We start from the raw sequence: 19,170 nt of genomic DNA, 5'->3' as shown, positions 1-19,170 counted from the left end.
CACGGATTGTACTCTGTGTCAGACAGCACATCAGGGCTAAATTGGCGTTACTTATTCAAGTCCTGCTTCACCTGACGGATCGGCTTAACCCATGGTTTTTTCGCTTGTACATCAGCAGGCAGTGTTGCAATGGCCCGTTTTGCTTCGGCGGAGGAAGCATAGACTCCAGTCACTAACACATACCAGGATTTTCCGTCACGTTTAGTTTCATAAACCCACGAATGAGTCAGGTTATGCTGCTTGGCGTAGGTTTTCAGCGTATCTGGACGGGATGCGCTACTCAATTGCAGCGTAAAATGGCTGGCTGGCGCATTCTGTATCGAACTGCCTGATGCAGAGGGCGCAATACCCGTACTTGCAGACTTGGCGGCGGGGGGTGTCGCTTTCGGCGACTCCGTGGTCGCAGGCTTGCTGCTATTGCGAGGCGCGTTGGCGCTGTGGGTATTTTTTTCGGCGGGAGTACCCGCAGGCGTCTTCGCGGCAGGTGCAAGCGTTGCGGGAGCCGCTGGCAGCGAGGTTCCCGTCGCACCCTGGGAAAACTCGTTGATACGCCCCTGCTGCTGAGAAAGCGCGTCCGTCATATTGCCCGGTAATTCAATGCGCTGCTGGCCGCTCGGCGGCGGTTGAACAGCGGCTTCCGTTGGCGTGCCGGAAACAGGCGGCGCACTTAGCGTCTGTGGCGCGCCCGTCGCCTCACCCGGCGCCGCAGGAGGATTTTCAGTGGATGGGGCAGGCTGCGGGCCTTGCGTCATGGAAGACGATGAAGAGAGATCGATACGCTTTTCATCACCGTTTTGACGTTGAGTCTGCGTCGTTTCCTTATGGGAAGGAGCCTGTAAAGCAGAACCAATCCCAATAATCAGCAATACCAATACCACAATCCCGATACCAATCATCAGGTGTTGTCTGGAAAGCGTGATTTTCGATGCGGAAAAACGGCTGCTTTTTTGCTGACGAGTGGGACGACGGTCACTGGTATCAGGCTTCAGCTCATCTTCCGGCTTAAACTCATCCATTTGAAACCCCCAACTGAAAGGCTAAAGTTCGCAACATCATCCTCGTTACGACTCGTTGAATCATAACGCATTGTATTTTATTAACCATAAACCATCGGCGTTCATCTGTCGTTAACACGACAGAGAAACACTCAGGCAAGACAATCAGCTATCGACGCCAGCACAATGTCATGCGCCACGCCGCCGCGGACCTCCGCATGACCAATCGATGTCGGCAGCACAAGACGCAGTTCGCCCGCCAGCACTTTTTTATCACGCATCATATGAGGAAGATAGGACTCCGGCGTCATCTGCGCAGGACCATTAACGGGCAGGCCGGCGCGAACCAGCAACGATTTGATTCGTTCTATATCGTCGGTGGAAAATTGTCCGAGACGATGGGCTGCGCGCGCAGCCATCATCATACCGGCAGCAACCGCTTCGCCATGCAGCCAGTTTCCGTATCCCATTTTCGCTTCAATCGCGTGGCCGTAGGTATGTCCCAGGTTGAGCAATGCCCGTCTGCCGCTCTCGCGTTCATCCTCGGCAACCACCGCCGCTTTCAGTTCGCAACAACGGCGGATACAGTAAGCCAGCGCTTCATGTTGCAATGAACGCACTGCTTCAATGTTCGCTTCCAGCCAGAGAAAGAAATCATGATCCAGAATAATGCCGTACTTAATGACTTCTGCCAGACCCGAGGAGAGTTCGCGTGCAGGTAAGGTATTCAGACAATCCAGATCGATGACAACCGATACCGGTTGGTAGAACGCGCCAATCATGTTTTTACCCAGCGGATGATTCACAGCGGTTTTACCGCCAACGGAGGAATCAACCTGCGCCAACAGCGTCGTCGGCGCCTGGATAAAACGGACGCCGCGCTGATAACTCGCGGCGGCAAAACCCGCCAGATCGCCAATCACGCCGCCGCCTAACGCAACGATGGTGGTATCACGGCCATGTGGTTTGGCGAGCAATGCGGTAAACACCTGATCCAATACGGTCAGGGATTTATATTTCTCGCCATCCGGCAAAATAACCTGATCGACATGCACGCCGTTTTGCTCTAACACACGGCGAACACGTTCAAGATAGAGAGGAGCCAACGTCTGGTTGGTGACCAGCATGGCCTGATTTCCGGCCTTCAACGGCATAAAAGAAGCCGAATCATTAAACAATCCGGCGGCTATCGTAATTGGATAACTACGTTCCGCTAATGTTACGGTAATTCTTTCCATGCTCGCTCAATAGCCTGTTTAAAATCAGCATGATACAAACCATGCGTTAAATTAGTTGCTTTCCAACATATTAATGATCTGATTGGCAACGACCTTGGCACTTTGTTCGTCTGTTCGGATGGTGACATCGGCGATTTCCTCATACAGCGGATTCCGCTCTCTCGCCAACGCTTCCAGCACTTCACGCGGCGGTGATTCAACCTGAAGCAACGGGCGTTTTTTATCACGTTGTGTACGGGCGAGCTGTTTCTCGATCGTCGTTTCCAGATACACGACAACGCCACGCGCGGAAAGACGATTGCGTGTCTCACGAGATTTAACCGAACCGCCGCCTGTCGCCAGAACGATCCCTTGTTTTTCCGTCAATTCATTAATGATTTTCTCTTCACGATCGCGGAAGCCTTCTTCGCCTTCCAAATCGAACACCCAGCCCACATCAGCTCCGGTGCGTCGCTCAATTTCTTGATCGGAGTCGTAAAACTCCATATTGAGTTGCTGAGCTAACTGACGGCCAATAGTGCTTTTGCCGGCACCCATAGGCCCAACCAGAAAGATATTGCGTTTCTCTGCCATGTTTTTTGGTATTACTAAGACAATTCGTTAATGATAACCCGCCCCGCCAATCAACCCAGCGACGGGACCTAAACTGAAACCTCATGAGCGATAGTGCGAGAATCAGACAAAAAATTATCTCAATACTCAGGGTAGTTTGGCAACCGAATAAAATGCCACACCTTACCCTGTGGGTAATATAGCGTGTTTTATCGACATTTTCGGTGGAACAACACTTCAGTGCTCAATTCGCTAACCCTTGTAAGCTAAATCAGTCGCAGCGTCAAACTTAGAAGACATGAATCAATCAAAATAATGCGCCACTTTCATGAAAAAGAACGCCTTGCATTGGGAATGGGAAGAAACCCCTGCTTTTCGCTACGAGGGCGGTATTAGCGTTGGGGTAATAAAAATAATCAACTCCCTCCGGGTATGTTGCTGCGTATTGTTTTTGAATAAATGCCCCAATACCGGAATATCGCCTAATGTCGGCACCTGACGATTGCCACTCTTTTTCTGCTGCTGAAAAATCCCCCCTAAAACGATGGTTTCACCATCCGCCACCGTGATCTGCGTTTGTATTTCCTGCTTGTCAATCGCCAGCGCTTCGCCATTGTCACTCTGCTTTATCGCCTGTCCCGGCATATTCTGACTGATTTTCAGGTTTAACGTGATGCGTCCGGCCCGCAGGATACTGGGCGTCACCTCCATTCCCAGCACCGCCTCCTTAAACTCAATCGACGTCGAACCGCTGGCGCCACTGGAAACCTGATAGGGGATCTCGGTCCCTTGTTTAATGCTGGCAGTCTGCTGATGCGCGGTAAACAGCCTGGGGCTGGCAATGATTTCGACCTGATTTTCCTGCTCTAACGCCATTAACTCCAAGTCAAGCAACCGGCCATTCAGCCGCGCCAGATTGAAGCCGGCATTTACCGCAGGCGCATCGACGGGCAGACCGACATTAAAATTGTTCAACCGCAGCGCCTTATTCGTCGACTCACTGCCGCTCAGCCCCCAATTAACCCCCAGTTCTTGCAGATTTTCACTGCTGATCGTCACAATATGCGCAGCCAGTTGCACTTGTGATAAAGGCAAATCCAGTTCACTTACCCAGGCTTTGAGTTGTCCTAACGCGAATTCTGTATCGCGAACCAGTAGGGTGTTAGTTCGCTTGTCCACCGTGACGCTGCCGCGCTCCGTCAGCAACGCGCCTTGCTGTGCCTGAACGCTGCGAGCCACCTCGGATGCGTCCGCGTATTGCAGCGCGACGGCAAGATTCCGTAACGGTTGATTTTGGACTTGCAGGGCAAGCCGCTCCTCTTTTCGGCGTTCAGCCTCTTCAAGGTATTCGGCAGGATAGACCAACAACACATTGTCATCACGTTCCACCGCCAACTGTCCCATGCGCAAAATGATATCCAACGCTTGCTGCCAGGGAACGTCCGTTAGCCGCACGCTCAGTTTGCCCTCCACCCCAGGGGCAACCACCAGATTTAATTGCTGATGATCTGCCAATACCTGCAATACCCGTTGAACCGGAGAATCCTCAAACGCCATGGAAACCGGTTCTTCAGCCCCTGCGGGGGCCTGTAGGCAGACAAACAGCCACGTGAGCGCAATCCCTTTTCGTATCATTTTCTGTATAAACCGACGCTTCATAACTTTCCTTGTTATCGATATCCCTGGCGCAATGTAAGAACCGTGTTTCTAGTGGGCTGCGAGCTTATTTATGAACGGTGACGCCAGAGAAACGGTAGCGGATATCCCCTCACAGGTTGCGACTCGCGCCACCGCCGTTAATTTCATCCCCGATTTATCGAGTTGGCTGACCTGCCAATCGCCCGGCGGGATCATTTCGCCACGTTTCAGTTTTAGCCATTGGTCATCTGACTGCGCCAACCATCCCGTCCAATGGTTGCCCGTACCAATCATCCCTTTCAACTGCCATTGCTGTGCCGCGTTAAGTTGGGAGCAGACTGCGATAGACGCGGCGCGAAAAGGGTCGCGGCGTATTTCCGCCGAATTGCCCTGCGCGGTGACCAGGGTCAATAAGGCAACGGACAACAGCCTGATGCGCGTACCACCGACCGCGCTATTCAACTTTCTCACTCCGACTGACTGTTGGCCTCATTACGGTCATTTCGACGTGCAGTGGCCGGCCCGTATACGATGGACTCTCCGCTGATTTCACGATCAACCTATCCATCCGCAGAACATAGGGAAGCGAGATGAATTGACGGACGACATTCAACAGGCTTTGATAGTCTGAACTGAAAGTCAGCCTCCAGGCTGTGTCCTCATCAGCAGCCGGAGATTTATGCTGAACAGGCTGCCAGGAAAGCAGTACGGCGCCAGATTGGGAAAGCGGCTCCGCCGCCCATTGCGCCAGCCTTTCCCCAAGGAATGGCGTCTTGCCCACCGTCCATGCCGTTAACTGTGCTTGCATATCGGAACGTGTCGGCATCGCGGCCAACTGCTGCTGAATATTGCGTATCCCGAGCGATTGTTCGCCAATTTGCTGTTCGATATCCGCGATATCATGCTTCAGCGGGCCAAAGACCAGCCCGCTCCCCAGCAGAATGAAGATCATAACCGGGACAATTTGCGCGATTGCCAGTATCCAAAATGGCTGACTTATCCATACGCTCCAGTTAAGCATTGGGTTAGTCATGGGCGGCACCCATGCTGGTAAACTCACCCGCCTGCCAGTCAGCCTGAAGGACAAAATGCAAAAGCGAACGCCCATTCTTCTGTCTGAGCGCATTGAGAATCCTGACCCGCGCCAGTGTCGGATGACGCGCCAAAGAAAGATTTAACTTTATAATATCAATATAGTTTTCACTCATTCCGGCGATCGAAAGGTGTGTTCCGCGGTCGTCAAGTTCTGTCAGCCAAAGACGTTCCGGCATCATGAATGAGAGTTGTTCCAGCAGATTGAGATAGCGTTGATTGTGATGTTTCCCTGCCCTATCAGCCTCATATTGCGCCTGATAATTTTGCCACCTTTCCCATACCTGGCGAGTTCGTTGATACTGTGCAACCCATTGCCGATGCTGTACGGAAACCTCGCCGAGCTCACGTTGTAACAACGAATATTGCCGCTGCCAGAGCGCATAAATCATCCCGAATAGGGCGGAAACCAACAACAGTTGCAACAGCAACAAAACCAGCCAATTGCGCGCACGCTGCCATAAACGTCGTTGACGCCAGGGTAAAAGATTAACCAGCAACATATTCAGGCATCTCCAGGGCGCAGTGCCAGACCGCCCGCGATGACAAAAGCAGGAGGAAAATCAGGCAAGGGAGGTTGCAAATGGTTAAACGCCACCAGCGGCGACCATGGCAGCAGTGGGTCAGATTCCGTCTTCATAAAAGAAGAACATGTACTGCTGTAATAAGCGACGTCTTCAATACGCTGCCCGTACCGGGTGCTGACTAACGGCAGAATCGCGGTTTCCTGCGTCCATTCATCACCGTAAATCATGCCGAAATGAAAGGCATGATTCAGCGGAGAGATCCAAAGCCACCCGTCTATCAACCGATGCAGGAAAATTCGGTTGTTTTTGAGTCCGGCGAGAATCGCCATACAGCGAATGGCGCAGGCCGAAATATCAACAATATCAGGATAAAGATGTGCGGCGTGCAGACACTCAAGCCAGCGCGCCAGCTCACTTCGTTTCGCCGCGGTGATCAATAGAGAGTCAGGCGCGTGAGGGTCCTCGCGGTAATCCATCAATAGCGAATCACTGCTTACCGGCAGCTTGCGGGCCGTCATACTTTCGATATACCGACTACGCTCAGGCTCTTTTAATCGACTATCTGGCGCGGGCAGACGCTGTTGCAATACCTGCTGGGCGGGAAAGGCGACACGCAGTGAAATGTGACGAGGCAATAATCGACGCCATTTCAGCAAGACCTCACAAAGTGCTTCGGTATGGTGTAAACTACCCGTTTGTAATGTGTCGTCCGGCAATGGAAACTGCCACCAGTGACGCAGTTGCCAGCCGCCACGACGCTGCTGAACCGCCAACGCGCGCATGAAACCGTTTTGTATATCTAACCCCACCTGCCAAATGTGATAAGCCATGTTCAACCCAATCTCCTTATTTAATATGCCCAATGGATTTCACGTTGTAGGAAGGCGGCAAGTGAGTAAACACAGCCAACGCACCTGCAACGTGAAAAATGACGGGCATAAAAGAACGTATCCACAGTGCCGGCTTACCTTTATACTAGCGCGCGATTGTTTATAAACTGTTCAAACACTACGGAATGGAAAATCTCAGGTGAAGTTCGTAAAGTATTTACTCATACTTGCAGTGGCTTGCATCCTGCTGGGAGCTGCCTCGATATATGGTTTGTACCGTTATATCGAACCACAATTACCCGATGTCGCTACGCTGAAAGACATTCGGCTGCAAACACCTATGCAGGTATACAGCGCCGAGGGTGAGCTGATTGCTCAATTTGGCGAAAAACGCCGTATCCCGCTGAAGCTGGATCAAATTCCGCCAGCGATGGTACATGCCTTTATCGCAACGGAAGACAGCCGTTTCTATGAGCACCACGGCGTCGATCCGGTGGGGATTATTCGCGCTGCGTCGATTGCGATAACATCCGGCCGCGCTTCTCAGGGGGCCAGCACCATCACGCAGCAGCTTGCCAGAAACTTCTTTCTGAGCCGGGAACGCACTCTGATACGTAAAATCAAGGAAGTCTTCCTGGCTATCCGCATCGAACAACTGCTCACCAAAGATGAAATTCTTGAACTCTATCTGAACAAAATTTATCTCGGCTATCGTGCTTATGGCGTCGGCGCCGCCGCACAGGTCTACTTTGGCCGGCCGGTTGAAGAGTTGACGCTAAGTGAAATGGCGATGATCGCCGGTTTACCGAAAGCGCCTTCAACTTTTAACCCGCTCTATTCCTATGACCGCGCAATAGCCCGACGTAATGTGGTGCTGGCCCGCATGAGAGATGAAAACTACATTACGCAGGCGCAGTATGATGCCGCCCGGAGCGAAAAACTGGTGGCTGACTATCACGCACCGAAGATTGCTTTCTCCGCGCCGTATATCGCCGAGATGGTACGTCAGGAAATGGTTAAACGTTATGGCGATGGCGCCTACAACGATGGCTACAAGGTCTACACCACCATTACCAGAAAATTACAGTTGGCGGCGCAGGAGGCTTTGCGCAATAACGTCATCGCCTACGATATGCGCCACGGCTATCGCGGCCCGAACAACGTGCTGTGGAAAGTGGGCGAGAGCGCCTGGGATCAGACTAAAATTGTCGCCACGCTGAAAAAGTTGCCGGTTTATGGTCCGTTGTTCCCCGCGGTTATCACCAGCACCAGCGCCGACGCTGCGATTGCATTGATGTCCGATGGCAGCAACATTTCCCTGCCGATGGAAGGCATGCGCTGGGCCCGCCTTTACCGCTCGGATACCCGGCAAGGGCCGATGCCCAAACGGGTGACCGATGTCGTACAAACCGGTCAGCAGGTGTGGGTGCGAAAAGTGGATAACGATTGGTGGCTGGGACAAGTGCCGGATGTCAATTCCGCGCTGGTTTCCCTCAATCCAACCGACGGGGCGATTGAAGCGCTGGTCGGCGGCTTTGACTTCAACCAAAGCAAGTTCAACCGCGCCACACAAGCCCTGCGCCAGATCGGTTCCAACATCAAGCCATTCCTTTATACCGCGGCCATGGATAAAGGTCTGACGCTGGCAACCATTCTCAATGACGTACCGATTACGCGCTGGGATGCTGGCGCGGGCTCGGATTGGCGTCCGAAAAACTCACCGCCCACCTATGACGGGCCGATCCGATTGCGTCAGGGTCTGGGGCAGTCGAAAAATGTAGTAATGGTTCGTGCCATGCGCGCCATCGGCGTCGATTATGCCGCTGACTATCTGCAACGTTTCGGCTTCCCGGACCAGAACATTGTTCATACCGAATCGCTGGCGCTGGGCGCGGCTTCTTTCACTCCATTGCAGGTAGTACGCGGTTATGCGGTGATGTCCAACGGCGGCTATCTGGTTGATCCGTATTTTATTACCAAAATCGAAAGCGAAGCTGGCGGCACCGTCTTAAGCGCCACCCCGAAAGTGGTCTGCGAGAGCTGCAATTTGCCGTTAGTGTATGGTGAAACACCGCGTTCTGCGATGTTGTCCGCCGACAATATGGAAAACGTCGCCACCTCTCAGGAAAACCCGCAGGGCGTACCGCCTATGCCGCAGCCCGAACCGGTAACGCCGCGGGAGGCGCAGCAGAGCACCACCCAGCCTTATGCGCCGCATGTGATCAGCTCGCCATTGGCCTTCCTGATCAAAGACGCCATGAACAGCAACGTGTTTGGCGAACCAGGCTGGATGGGAACAGGCTGGCGCGCAGGCCGAGAACTGAAGCGTCGTGATATTGGCGGGAAAACCGGCACGACAAACAGTTCCAAAGATGCCTGGTTCTCAGGCTATGGTCCGAATCTGGTGACATCCGTTTGGATAGGTTTTGACGATCACCGCCGCACTCTCGGCACCAGTAGCGTGTCCGGCGCGATCAAGGATCAGATTTCAGGCTATGAAGGCGGTGCAAAATCCGCCCAGCCCGCCTGGGATGACTTTATGAAAGTCGCACTGGATGGCGTACCGGAACAACCACTGGCGCCGCCGCCCGGCATCGTCAGCGTGATGATCGACCGCAGCAGCGGCAAACTGTCCAATGGCGGAGGAAATAGCCGTTCCGAATATTTTATCGAAGGGACGCAACCGACCGAATATGAAGTGCATGAAGTCGGCACGACACTGATGGATAACGGACAAAGTGAAGAACTGTTCTGATAATGCAACGCTATCGGGCTTCTGAAAACACAAAAGGCGCGGAAATCTGCGCCTTTTTACATACTGCGTTTTATCAACGCGATAAACGACTCAACCAATCCTGAGTCAGAAACAATGCGCTAACGTTACGCGCCTCCCGGAAATCGGGCTCCTGTAGCAGCGACATCATATCGCTCAACGGCCAGCGCACCTTCGGCATCGGTTCCGGTTCATCGCCTTCCAGGGCTTGCGGATATAAGCCACGCGCCACCACAATATTCATCTGGCTGGAAAAATACGAAGGCGCCATCGTCAACGTCGCCAGCAGTTCCATATTCTCCGCGCCAAATCCGACTTCTTCCATCAATTCACGGTTGGCGGCCTCAAAAACCGTTTCACCCGGATCAATCAACCCTTTCGGGAAGCCAAGCTCATACTGTTCAATCCCGACGGCATATTCACGAATCAGCAGCAATTCATCATCAATAATCGGCACTATCATTACGGACTGACGCTCAGAAGGACGCATCCGCTCATAGACCCGACGCACACCATTGCTGAACTCCAGATCGATAGATTCAACATTGAACAGACGTGAACGCGCAACCGTTTCTACCTTAAGAATTTTAGGTTTTTTCAGGTTGTGACTCATAATGGCCTCATAAAAATTTTACGACCAGAACGACTCCCTAATCCAACCCGAATGACAGGCAATCATTACCTTCACCCTGTATACTGGCGTGTCGATAATGAAAAGGGATCGTTAATGTGCTTTTTTGATCTTGCTCACATTGTGCGTTAACAGCGGCCTTCGCTGCAACTTTTGCCAATCATCAATGACTGCGATTGTGAATTACTTTTCCGCAACATGCCATATACATATTTGCAAATTCAAAACAAGCAATAAAAGTCAATGCATTGATGAAAAATCAGATGATCCTTATGTCAGGCACTCCCCCTGCTTGTTACTATCATCCCCTTACGCAATTAATTTTCACCATTTTTTAGTTATTAATCTGAGAAAACAATACCATACGGGTTACCATCATTTGTATAAACTTGTTACACTCTGGCGATAACAGGGAGCAGGCTGCTTTGGAATGGAGATGAGATGAGCACAATATTTACCATCCTGGCTATATTGTTCGCCTGTCTGATTGCCGTTGGTGTTTTTGTTGTCTACCGGAGGCGTGAACGTCTGTCATTTGTTAAGCCATTGCCGGTGACGCAGTCGTTACCCCGCCAGCTGACAGAGGAAGAACACCAGGTTGTTGAACAATATCTTGCTCAGGAAAGCGCACAAAAAACGACCCCGCTTGATACGCCTAACGCACAACCGCGACTTCCCCGCTCATTACAAAGCACCCGGGTTTATCCAATTACCCATACCATCACACGTTACGGTCTGAGCACCGACTCACAAAATAAGTGGCGCTACTATATTGATACGCAGGAAATTCACCTGCCTCCCTGCTGGGAACAATACATTGCCGAGAATAATAGCATTGAGCTGATCAAAACCCGCTCCATTCCATTAGTCATTTCCCTGAATGGACACTCGCTGGCGGAGTGCATCGACAGTCATGGAGTCATCCTTGCGTCAGATATTCCAATACCCAACGCCTCTATCAGTCAGGAAGGGAATGAGCACGCCGAACTGGTTACCATCCGTAAGGAAACCCAGGAAGAACACGCCATCCATCATTCCGGCGGCATGAAAGAAGCCGCCGTGCTGTGCCTGGCGTTTTTGCTGCTATTTATCAGCCTGAACAGTCCTATCGCACTACTGCCCTGGTTAACCGGCACGGCGGCCTTGCTGACGGTCTGGAGCATCTGGCAGCTTTTCCGCTCCCCTTCCAACAAGGAACTACAGGATGTTCACTGCCTGCACGGTACACCGCAGAGCCTCGGACTGTTTGGCGAGTCCAATCAGGGACAACTGGGTAATGTTTCTCTCGGCAATATCGATCTGATTTATCCAACGCACTGGCAGCCCTATATCGGCAACGATCTCAGGCGAAAAACCGATGTCGATATCTACCTGAACCGCCAAGTCATCCGACAAGGTGAACATCTTTCGTTGCATGACGAAGTGAAGCTTTTTCCCTTGCAGCAATGGGGAAAAAATCTGCTGCTGGCCGCCGGGGCATTTCTCAGCCTGATCCTGTTAATCACTTACGTCCCGCTTGAGCTGCCATTGAAACTCAGCATGGCATGGCTTCAGGGGGCGCAGCATATTAAAGTGGCTCAGGTGGACGAGTTGGAAAAAATACCGCTCAAAATCGGTGATACGCTGGAAGTACAAGGTTCGGGGATGTGCTATGTGCCCACCGGGATTCATCCTGCGGCAGCGTCACAGCATTATGGCTTCGCGCCTTTTGATTGTTCCGCAATTTACTGGAACAAAGCGGCGCCGTTGCCGCTGCCGGAATCAGACGTGATTGAAAAAGCGTCCGCCTTGCTGAAGAGCGTAAATAGTCAACTGCATCCACAAACGGATATAGACAATCAGATAAATTCACAGCTTGCTTCCGCCATCCAGAAATCGGGCATGATTCTACTAAACAATTTTTCCGATATCGTGTTGAAAACACAAGCGCTATGTGAACAGGAAGGTGCTTGCATCCGCCTGAAAAATGCGCTCATCAATCTGGGTAACGTCAAGACTTGGGATATCCTGGTAAAAAGGGCCAATTCCGGTGCGCTGCAAGGCATTAATGTACTGCTCCGCCCGGTCAGCGCGGAAACGCTGGAATCGCTCGTCAACAGCTCAACGGAATTCTTCTTTTATCGGGAAATCAATAGCGCGGCAGAATCACTGAACAGTCCGCCGCCGGGAGGTTTTCTGATCCGTAGCGATGAGGGCCGTCAGTTGGTCAACCACCCTTTACCTCCAATGCCACTGAACGAGTATCGGCCTTCAGACCAATGGCAAGAACTCCAGCGGCTGTCTGCCATGTTGTTGCACACGCCGTTTAATGCCGCGGGGGTGGTTACTGAGCTGAGTACCGACGCCAATGGCTCGCAGCATATCAGTCTCCATAGTGAACCGGATGTGATTACGCTATGGCGCTATCTGGGTAGTTGCTTGCTCTTGGTGCTATTTTCCGCGATTTTGCTCGTTAATCTGGTGCTTCTCGGTATCAAAATACGCAAAAGCCGACAACGAATAACTAACATCCAGCGCTACTATGCTGCGCGTTTTAATGCGGCAGGAACATTACTTGACAACCTCACACATCAGCCTTGATCGCCCTTCCTGCCAATCATCGCCAAAGGCTATGTTACGCTGAAAAAACATTCGCATGGTTTTTCCGTCATGCACGCGCCGTCGCTATAATGTGTTATTTACCCGCAATCGTTCTGCATCCGGAGTAGTTATGCGCCTCGACTTCGACTGGCCCAACATTGATACCGTCATTCTGGATATGGATGGCACGTTGCTGGATCTGGCCTTTGACAATTATTTCTGGTTGCAACTCGTGCCGCAGTCCATCAGTAACCAGCGGGGCATCAGCCTTGAACAGGCCAGGCAGACGATCGCGCAGGAATATCACGCCGTGCAACATACGCTGAACTGGTACTGTTTTGATTACTGGAGTGAGAGGCTGGCGCTGGATATCTACCAAATGACGACTGACATCGGCGGCCGTGCCCGACTGCGTGAAGATACCAAGCCGTTTCTGGCGGCGCTGCGCAACAGTGGAAAACAGACCATCCTGCTGACGAATGCCCATCCGCATAGTCTGGCGGTTAAAATTGAGCATACCGGTTTAGATCGACACCTTGATTTATTACTTTCCACCCACATTTATGGGTTTCCGAAAGAGGATCAGCGGCTATGGCAGGCGGTACAACGGCAAACCGAGTTCGATCCTGCCAGAACGTTATTTGTCGATGACAGCGAACCGATTCTGGATGCGGCGAAAACATTCGGTATTCGTTACTGTCTGGGCGTCAGCAATCCTGACTCCAGCCAGCAGGAAAAAACATTCCGGCAACACCCCTCCATGAATGATTATCATGCGCTGCTGCCATCACTGCATCGTTCGGAAAATCCCGGATAACCAGCCGGCAGCGGCGTCACGACGCCCTAATCAGGAGGATTCATCATGAAAGCAACCGACAAGACTGACGATGCCGTTCGTCTGGATAAATGGCTTTGGGCCGCGCGCTTTTATAAAACCCGGGCTGTCGCGCGCGACATGATCGATGGCGGCAAAGTGCATTACAACGGGCAACGCGGCAAACCGAGCAAACTGGTTGAACTGAATGCCGAGATCACGCTGCGTCAGGGAAATGAAGAGCGAACCGTCATTGTGCTGGCGCTCAGCAGCCAGCGCAGAACCGCGGCAGACGCTCAGGCGTTGTATCAGGAAACGGACAGCAGCCTTGAGAAAAGGGAAAAGCTCGCTTTGGCGCGAAAAATGAATGCGCTGACCATGCCGCACCCGAATCGTCGTCCCGACAAGCAAGAGCGGCGGGATTTAATTAAATTCAAACACAGTGATCGGTGATATTCATCACCCAGCGAGAGAACACTATGGCCACTCATGACCAACTACATCGTTATCTGTTTGAAAATTATGCCGTTCGTGGCGAGTTGGCAACGGTAAGCGATACCTATCAGCACATACTGACCAACCATGACTATCCGGCAGAAATACAGACTTTGCTGGGGGAAATGCTGGTGGCGACCTGTCTGTTGACGGCAACGCTGAAATTCAGTGGTGATATTACCGTACAAATCCAGGGAGACGGCCCGCTCAAACTTGCCGTGATCAATGGTAATCATCTCCAGCAGATGCGCGGCGTGGCGCGTCTTCAGGGTGACATTGCCGCCGGATGCTCACTCAAGGAGATGGTGGGTAACGGTTATCTGGTCATCACCATTACGCCAACCGAAGGTGAGCGCTATCAGGGCGTGGTTGGCTTAGAAGGCGAAACCGTTGCCGACTGTCTGGAAAACTATTTCCAGCAATCAGAACAGCTACCGACCCGGCTGTTTATCCGTACCGGCCAGCACGATGGCCGTATGGCGGCAGCGGGTATGCTGTTACAGGTGCTGCCCGCGCAGAATGCCGGTCAGGATGATTTCGACCATCTCGCTCAGCTCACGGCGACGGTCAAGGAGGAGGAGCTGTTTACCCTGTCCGCAAACGATGTACTCTACCGTTTATACCATCAGGAAGACGTCACGATATTTGAACCACAGGCGGTTTCTTTCCAATGCCATTGTTCACGCGAGCGGTGTGCCGATGCATTAATCACGCTGTCCGACCGGGAAGTGAATGACATTCTGGCGCAGGATGGCGAAATCGACATGCACTGCGATTATTGCGGTAATCATTATCTTTTTAACGCCAACGACGTTAAGAGACTCAAACAGCAATCACCGGATAATCCTCTTTCGCATTGATTTTAAACGGGTACGGCCGTACCCGTTTCATGCCGTTCATTGAAACGCGTTAAACTAAATTGATTGTTTTTTCAACACCATGAACAAGCAAAGTTATTAATGAATTTATTTAACTTTATGATTACCATCGAGGTTAAAATAAGCTCTATCTCCTACAATAATTATTAGTATGAATATAACAATTCAGGAGTAGTTTTATGTCTGTCAAAGCTATGCCCTCAGAAGCTTTCGCCGCTTATGGAATCCAGGATGTCTGCGAGATTGTCTACAATCCCAGCTATGAATTGCTTTTCGAGGAAGAACTCGCCCCTACCCTGCAAGGCTATGAGCGTGGCATAGAAACCCAATTGGGCGCCGTTGCCGTCGATACAGGTATCTTTACCGGTCGTTCTCCCAAAGATAAATATATCGTTCGCGACGATGTGACTCGCGACACGGTGTGGTGGTCCGATCAAGGAAAAGGTAAAAATGACAACCATCCGCTGAGTCAGGAAATCTGGACCCATCTAAAGCAACTTGTTACCCAACAGCTCTCAGGCAAGCGCCTGTTCGTCGTTGATGCCTTCTGTGGCGCCAACCCGGATAGCCGGCTGAAAGTCCGCTTCATCACTGAGGTCGCCTGGCAGGCACACTTTGTAAAAAACATGTTTATCCGCCCGAGCGATGAGGAATTGCAGGATTTCGAGCCTGATTTCATCGTGATGAATGGCGCAAAATGCACCAACCCACAATGGCGGGAACAAGGGTTGAACTCCGAGAATTTCGTTGCTTTCAACCTGACCGAACGCATCCAGTTGATTGGCGGCACCTGGTACGGCGGCGAAATGAAGAAAGGGATGTTCTCCATCATGAACTATCTGCTGCCGTTAAAAGGCATCGCCTCCATGCACTGTTCGGCCAACGTGGGTGAACAGGGCGATGTGGCGGTGTTCTTCGGTCTGTCTGGCACCGGGAAGACCACGCTGTCGACCGATCCGAAACGCAAGTTGATTGGTGATGATGAACACGGCTGGGACGATGATGGGGTGTTCAACTTTGAAGGCGGCTGTTACGCCAAAACCATCAAGCTCTCTAAAGAAGCGGAGCCGGACATCTATGGCGCGATCAAACGTGATGCCCTGCTGGAAAACGTTACCGTGCTGGCCGATGGCAGCGTTGATTTCAACGACGGTTCAAAAACCGAGAACACCCGTGTTTCTTACCCGATCTACCATATTCAGAATATCGTCAAACCGGTTTCCAAAGCCGGACATGCGACCAAAGTGATTTTCCTGACGGCGGATGCGTTCGGCGTATTGCCGCCGGTTTCCCGTTTGACGTCAGACCAGACGCAGTACCATTTCCTGTCGGGCTTCACCGCTAAGCTGGCAGGTACGGAGCGTGGCATTACCGAGCCCACGCCAACCTTTTCCGCCTGCTTTGGCGCCGCTTTCCTGTCACTGCATCCAACGCAGTATGCGGAAGTGCTGGTTAAACGCATGCAGGCCGCAGGCGCACAGGCGTATCTGGTCAACACCGGCTGGAACGGCACCGGGAAACGTATCTCCATTAAAGATACGCGCGGGATCATCGACGCCATTCTGAACGGCAGTATTGATGATGCGCAAATGCAAACGTTGCCGATCTTCAATCTGTCGATCCCCACCTCGCTGCCAGGTGTGGACCCGGCGATTCTAGATCCGCGCGATACCTATGCCGATCGAGCACAGTGGCAAGAGAAAGCAGAAGATCTGGCTCAGCGGTTCATCGCCAACTTTGACAAATACACCGATGCGCCAGCAGGCGCCGCACTCGTTACCGCCGGCCCCAAGCTGTAAACGCCTTGTAAAGCTCGACCTCAGGCGCGGTAATCCGCGCCTTTTTTCAACTCTCTTTTACCGTACTGCTCAGCACACCGGCAACGTCAAACGGCAGCGGCAGATAAGCCCGTACGCACAGCCCGCCGCGTTCACTGGTGCTGATATCCAATATGCCGTCGTGGGCGTCGATAATTCGCTGCACAATCGCCAGCCCCAACCCCGTGCCACTGGTGGTACGCGCGCTGTCGCCACGCACAAAAGGCTGGAACAGATGTTTCAACTGCGCAGGATCGATGCCTTCGCCGTCATCCTCCACCTGAAACCAGACTCGCTGTAATTCCCGTCCTGTGCTGACTTTAATCCAGCCGTTGCCATAACGGGCTGCGTTGACCACCAGATTCAGCGCGGCGCGCTTAATGGATAGCGGGCTGGCGCGCACCAACAGCACACCGTCGGAAAAATCACTGTCGATCTGGCGTTCATAGCCACTTTCATCGGCCACAACCTCGCCCATAATGGCGTTCAGATCGGTAATCTCGGTTTGCATTTCCTGACCGGTGCGCAGATAGTCAATAAACTGTTCAATAATGGCATTGCACTCTTCAATATCCTTATTGATCGATTCCGCCAGATAGTCGTCATCCTTGTTCATCATCTCCGTCGCCAGACGAATACGCGTCAACGGCGTTCTCAAGTCGTGGCTCACCCCGGCCATCAGCAAGGTACGATCGTCGGCCAGCAGCTTCACGCCGGAAGCCATCTGGTTAAAGGCGCGGGTTACGGAACGCACCTCTGAAGCGCCGTATTCACGTAACGGAGGAGGAATAATCCCTTTTCCGACCTGTAAGGCCGCATGTTCCAGTTCGACCAACGGACGGTTCTGAACCCGGATAAACAACCACGCGCCACCGATCACCAGCAGCATAATCGCCAACGTATAGCGGAAAAGCGGCGAGAAATCGCCTTGATGAATTTCTGTCAGCGGCACACGCACCCAGATGTCCGGCGATAGCCAGGTTTTCAGCCACACCACCGGGGTATTTTTGCTGACCTCGACCCGGACATCCGTCGGGCCGCCCAACTGTTGCGCCATTTGCTGGCTCAGAAACTTATAGTGCTGAGCCCATCGCAGGCCGCTCTCCTCCGCTGCCTCGTTGGTATATAACGATATACCGAGTTCGCGGTAAATCTCACGCCGGAACGCAGGCGGCACCTCCAGTGTGGTGCCGTCCTCCAATTGCAGGCTGTCGGTCATCAACATTCTGACTTCGTACGCGAGCACCTTATTAAACTGCTGTAAACTCGGCAGGATCGCGAAGTTCAATACCACCAGATAGGTGGTGACCAAACTGACAAACAACAACGTAACAATCAATAGCAACGTCCGTGCAAATGAGCTGCGCGGAGAAAAGCGCCATCGGCTCATGCCTTACTGCCGTCCGGTACAAAGACGTAGCCCAGACCCCAGACGGTCTGGATATAGCGCGGATGCGCCGGGTCCTCTTCCACCATACGTCGCAGACGGGAAATCTGCACATCGATAGAACGCTCCATCGCGCTATATTCGCGGCCGCGAGCCAGATTCATCAACTTATCGCGGGACAGCGGTTCACGCGGATGACTGACCAGCGCTTTCAGCACGGCGAACTCGCCGCTGGTCAGCGGCATAGGTTCGTCATCGCGGAACATCTCGCGCGTCCCCAGATTCAGTTTGAATTTGCCAAATGCGATAATGGCTTCTTCCTGCGACGGCGCGCCTGGCAGTTCATTCGCCTGACGGCGCAGCACGGCACGAATACGCGCCAGCAGCTCACGCGGGTTAAAGGGCTTGGGAATATAATCATCGGCACCGATCTCCAACCCGACGATGCGATCCACTTCCTCCCCTTTCGCCGTCACCATAATGATGGGCATCGGGTTACTTTGGCTGCGCAAACGGCGGCAAATGGATAAACCATCTTCACCCGGCAACATCAGATCCAACACCATCAGATGAAATGACTCGCGAGTCAGCAAACGATCCATCTGTTCAGCATTGGCAACGCTACGTACCTGAAAACCCTGCTCGGTAAGATAACGTTCCAATAGCGCACGTAAACGCATGTCGTCATCCACAACCAGAATTTTATAATTCTCTTGCATACTCTTTCTCCAAAGGCGTAATAGCCGCCGATGCCGCTATTGTTCAGAATCATACAAATTACTGACAGCCGTTTCTGGTGCACATTCGAGGCAAATTGTTACAAAGCATATTAAAGCACCTGCTATCAAGCAGTTTCGTACGCGATTATAGCCGTTCGAAAATGAATCAACCGTCATTCAATGCACGTTGCCACCGAGATCTCA

Annotated in this window: 17 protein-coding genes; 6 read left to right on the top strand and 11 right to left on the bottom strand. The window is 52.3% G+C overall.

Going from position 1 to position 19,170, the window contains the following annotated elements; genetic code table 11:
* Window positions 1-47: 47 nt before the first annotated feature.
* The 8 genes from EH207_RS00460 to pilM form a co-directional block, all read right to left on the bottom strand.
* On the bottom strand, window positions 48-1,016 hold the full coding sequence (locus EH207_RS00460) for an SPOR domain-containing protein (protein WP_137712263.1): 969 nt from the start codon (window positions 1,014-1,016) through the stop codon (window positions 48-50).
* Window positions 1,017-1,147: 131 nt separating this feature from the next.
* Window positions 1,148-2,233 carry a 3-dehydroquinate synthase gene (aroB, locus tag EH207_RS00455; protein WP_137712262.1) on the bottom strand — a complete coding sequence of 362 codons (1,086 nt, stop codon included), beginning with the start codon at window positions 2,231-2,233 and terminating at the stop codon, window positions 1,148-1,150.
* 51 nt (window positions 2,234-2,284) lie between these two features.
* Complete coding sequence (gene aroK / locus EH207_RS00450; protein WP_137712261.1) at window positions 2,285-2,806, bottom strand: shikimate kinase AroK; 522 nt, start codon at window positions 2,804-2,806, stop codon at window positions 2,285-2,287.
* A gap of 357 nt (window positions 2,807-3,163) precedes the next feature.
* Window positions 3,164-4,420 carry a DNA uptake porin HofQ gene (gene hofQ / locus EH207_RS00445; RefSeq protein WP_137715215.1) on the bottom strand — a complete coding sequence of 419 codons (1,257 nt, stop codon included), beginning with the start codon at window positions 4,418-4,420 and terminating at the stop codon, window positions 3,164-3,166.
* 72 nt (window positions 4,421-4,492) lie between these two features.
* Window positions 4,493-4,885 (bottom strand): HofP DNA utilization family protein, encoded by a 393-nt coding sequence (locus EH207_RS00440; protein WP_246048917.1) that lies wholly within the window; start codon window positions 4,883-4,885, stop codon window positions 4,493-4,495.
* Complete coding sequence (locus tag EH207_RS00435) at window positions 4,878-5,456, bottom strand: hypothetical protein (RefSeq protein ID WP_137712260.1); 579 nt, start codon at window positions 5,454-5,456, stop codon at window positions 4,878-4,880. Before EH207_RS00435 ends, EH207_RS00440 begins: the two co-directional genes overlap by 8 nt.
* Window positions 5,449-6,018, bottom strand: coding sequence for a PilN domain-containing protein (locus EH207_RS00430; RefSeq protein WP_137712259.1), 570 nt, complete (start codon window positions 6,016-6,018; stop codon window positions 5,449-5,451). Before EH207_RS00430 ends, EH207_RS00435 begins: the two co-directional genes overlap by 8 nt.
* A 2-nt stretch (window positions 6,019-6,020) precedes the next feature.
* A complete protein-coding gene (gene pilM / locus EH207_RS00425; protein ID WP_137712258.1) occupies window positions 6,021-6,872 on the bottom strand; it encodes a type IV pilus biogenesis protein PilM in 852 nt (283 codons plus the stop codon).
* A gap of 199 nt (window positions 6,873-7,071) precedes the next feature.
* Here pilM and mrcA point away from each other — a divergent pair, with 199 nt between their 5' ends.
* Window positions 7,072-9,627 (top strand): peptidoglycan glycosyltransferase/peptidoglycan DD-transpeptidase MrcA, encoded by a 2,556-nt coding sequence (gene mrcA, locus EH207_RS00420; protein WP_137712257.1) that lies wholly within the window; start codon window positions 7,072-7,074, stop codon window positions 9,625-9,627.
* Between the two features lie 73 nt (window positions 9,628-9,700).
* Here mrcA and nudE read toward each other — a convergent pair whose 3' ends face one another.
* Entirely contained in the window at window positions 9,701-10,258 is a 558-nt protein-coding gene (nudE, locus tag EH207_RS00415) for an ADP compounds hydrolase NudE (RefSeq protein ID WP_137712256.1), read from the bottom strand.
* A 459-nt stretch (window positions 10,259-10,717) separates the two neighbouring features.
* On the opposite strand from nudE, the gene EH207_RS00410 reads away from it, so the two are divergent.
* The 5 genes from EH207_RS00410 (at window position 10,718) to pckA (ending at window position 16,842) form a co-directional block, all read left to right on the top strand.
* Window positions 10,718-12,856 (top strand): intracellular growth attenuator family protein, encoded by a 2,139-nt coding sequence (locus EH207_RS00410; RefSeq protein ID WP_137712255.1) that lies wholly within the window; start codon window positions 10,718-10,720, stop codon window positions 12,854-12,856.
* Window positions 12,857-12,986: 130 nt separating this feature from the next.
* Entirely contained in the window at window positions 12,987-13,673 is a 687-nt protein-coding gene (gene yrfG / locus EH207_RS00405; RefSeq protein ID WP_137712254.1) for a GMP/IMP nucleotidase, read from the top strand.
* A gap of 45 nt (window positions 13,674-13,718) precedes the next feature.
* Window positions 13,719-14,123, top strand: coding sequence for a ribosome-associated heat shock protein Hsp15 (gene hslR / locus EH207_RS00400; RefSeq protein WP_137712253.1), 405 nt, complete (start codon window positions 13,719-13,721; stop codon window positions 14,121-14,123).
* Window positions 14,124-14,149: 26 nt separating this feature from the next.
* Window positions 14,150-15,025 (top strand): Hsp33 family molecular chaperone HslO, encoded by an 876-nt coding sequence (gene hslO / locus EH207_RS00395; RefSeq protein WP_137712252.1) that lies wholly within the window; start codon window positions 14,150-14,152, stop codon window positions 15,023-15,025.
* 197 nt (window positions 15,026-15,222) lie between these two features.
* Entirely contained in the window at window positions 15,223-16,842 is a 1,620-nt protein-coding gene (gene pckA, locus EH207_RS00390; RefSeq protein WP_137712251.1) for a phosphoenolpyruvate carboxykinase (ATP), read from the top strand.
* 46 nt (window positions 16,843-16,888) lie between these two features.
* Here pckA and envZ read toward each other — a convergent pair whose 3' ends face one another.
* Both envZ and ompR read right to left on the bottom strand, forming a co-directional pair.
* Window positions 16,889-18,250 (bottom strand): two-component system sensor histidine kinase EnvZ, encoded by a 1,362-nt coding sequence (envZ, locus tag EH207_RS00385; protein ID WP_137712250.1) that lies wholly within the window; start codon window positions 18,248-18,250, stop codon window positions 16,889-16,891.
* Window positions 18,247-18,966 carry an osmolarity response regulator transcription factor OmpR gene (ompR, locus tag EH207_RS00380; protein ID WP_005969424.1) on the bottom strand — a complete coding sequence of 240 codons (720 nt, stop codon included), beginning with the start codon at window positions 18,964-18,966 and terminating at the stop codon, window positions 18,247-18,249. Before ompR ends, envZ begins: the two co-directional genes overlap by 4 nt.
* Window positions 18,967-19,170: the final 204 nt, after the last annotated feature.

It is taken from the genome of Brenneria rubrifaciens (assembly GCF_005484945.1).
Lineage (GTDB): Bacteria > Pseudomonadota > Gammaproteobacteria > Enterobacterales > Enterobacteriaceae > Brenneria > Brenneria rubrifaciens.
The sequence above is the reverse complement of the archived record's forward strand: the minus strand, read 5'-3'. Positions and strand labels throughout refer to the sequence as shown.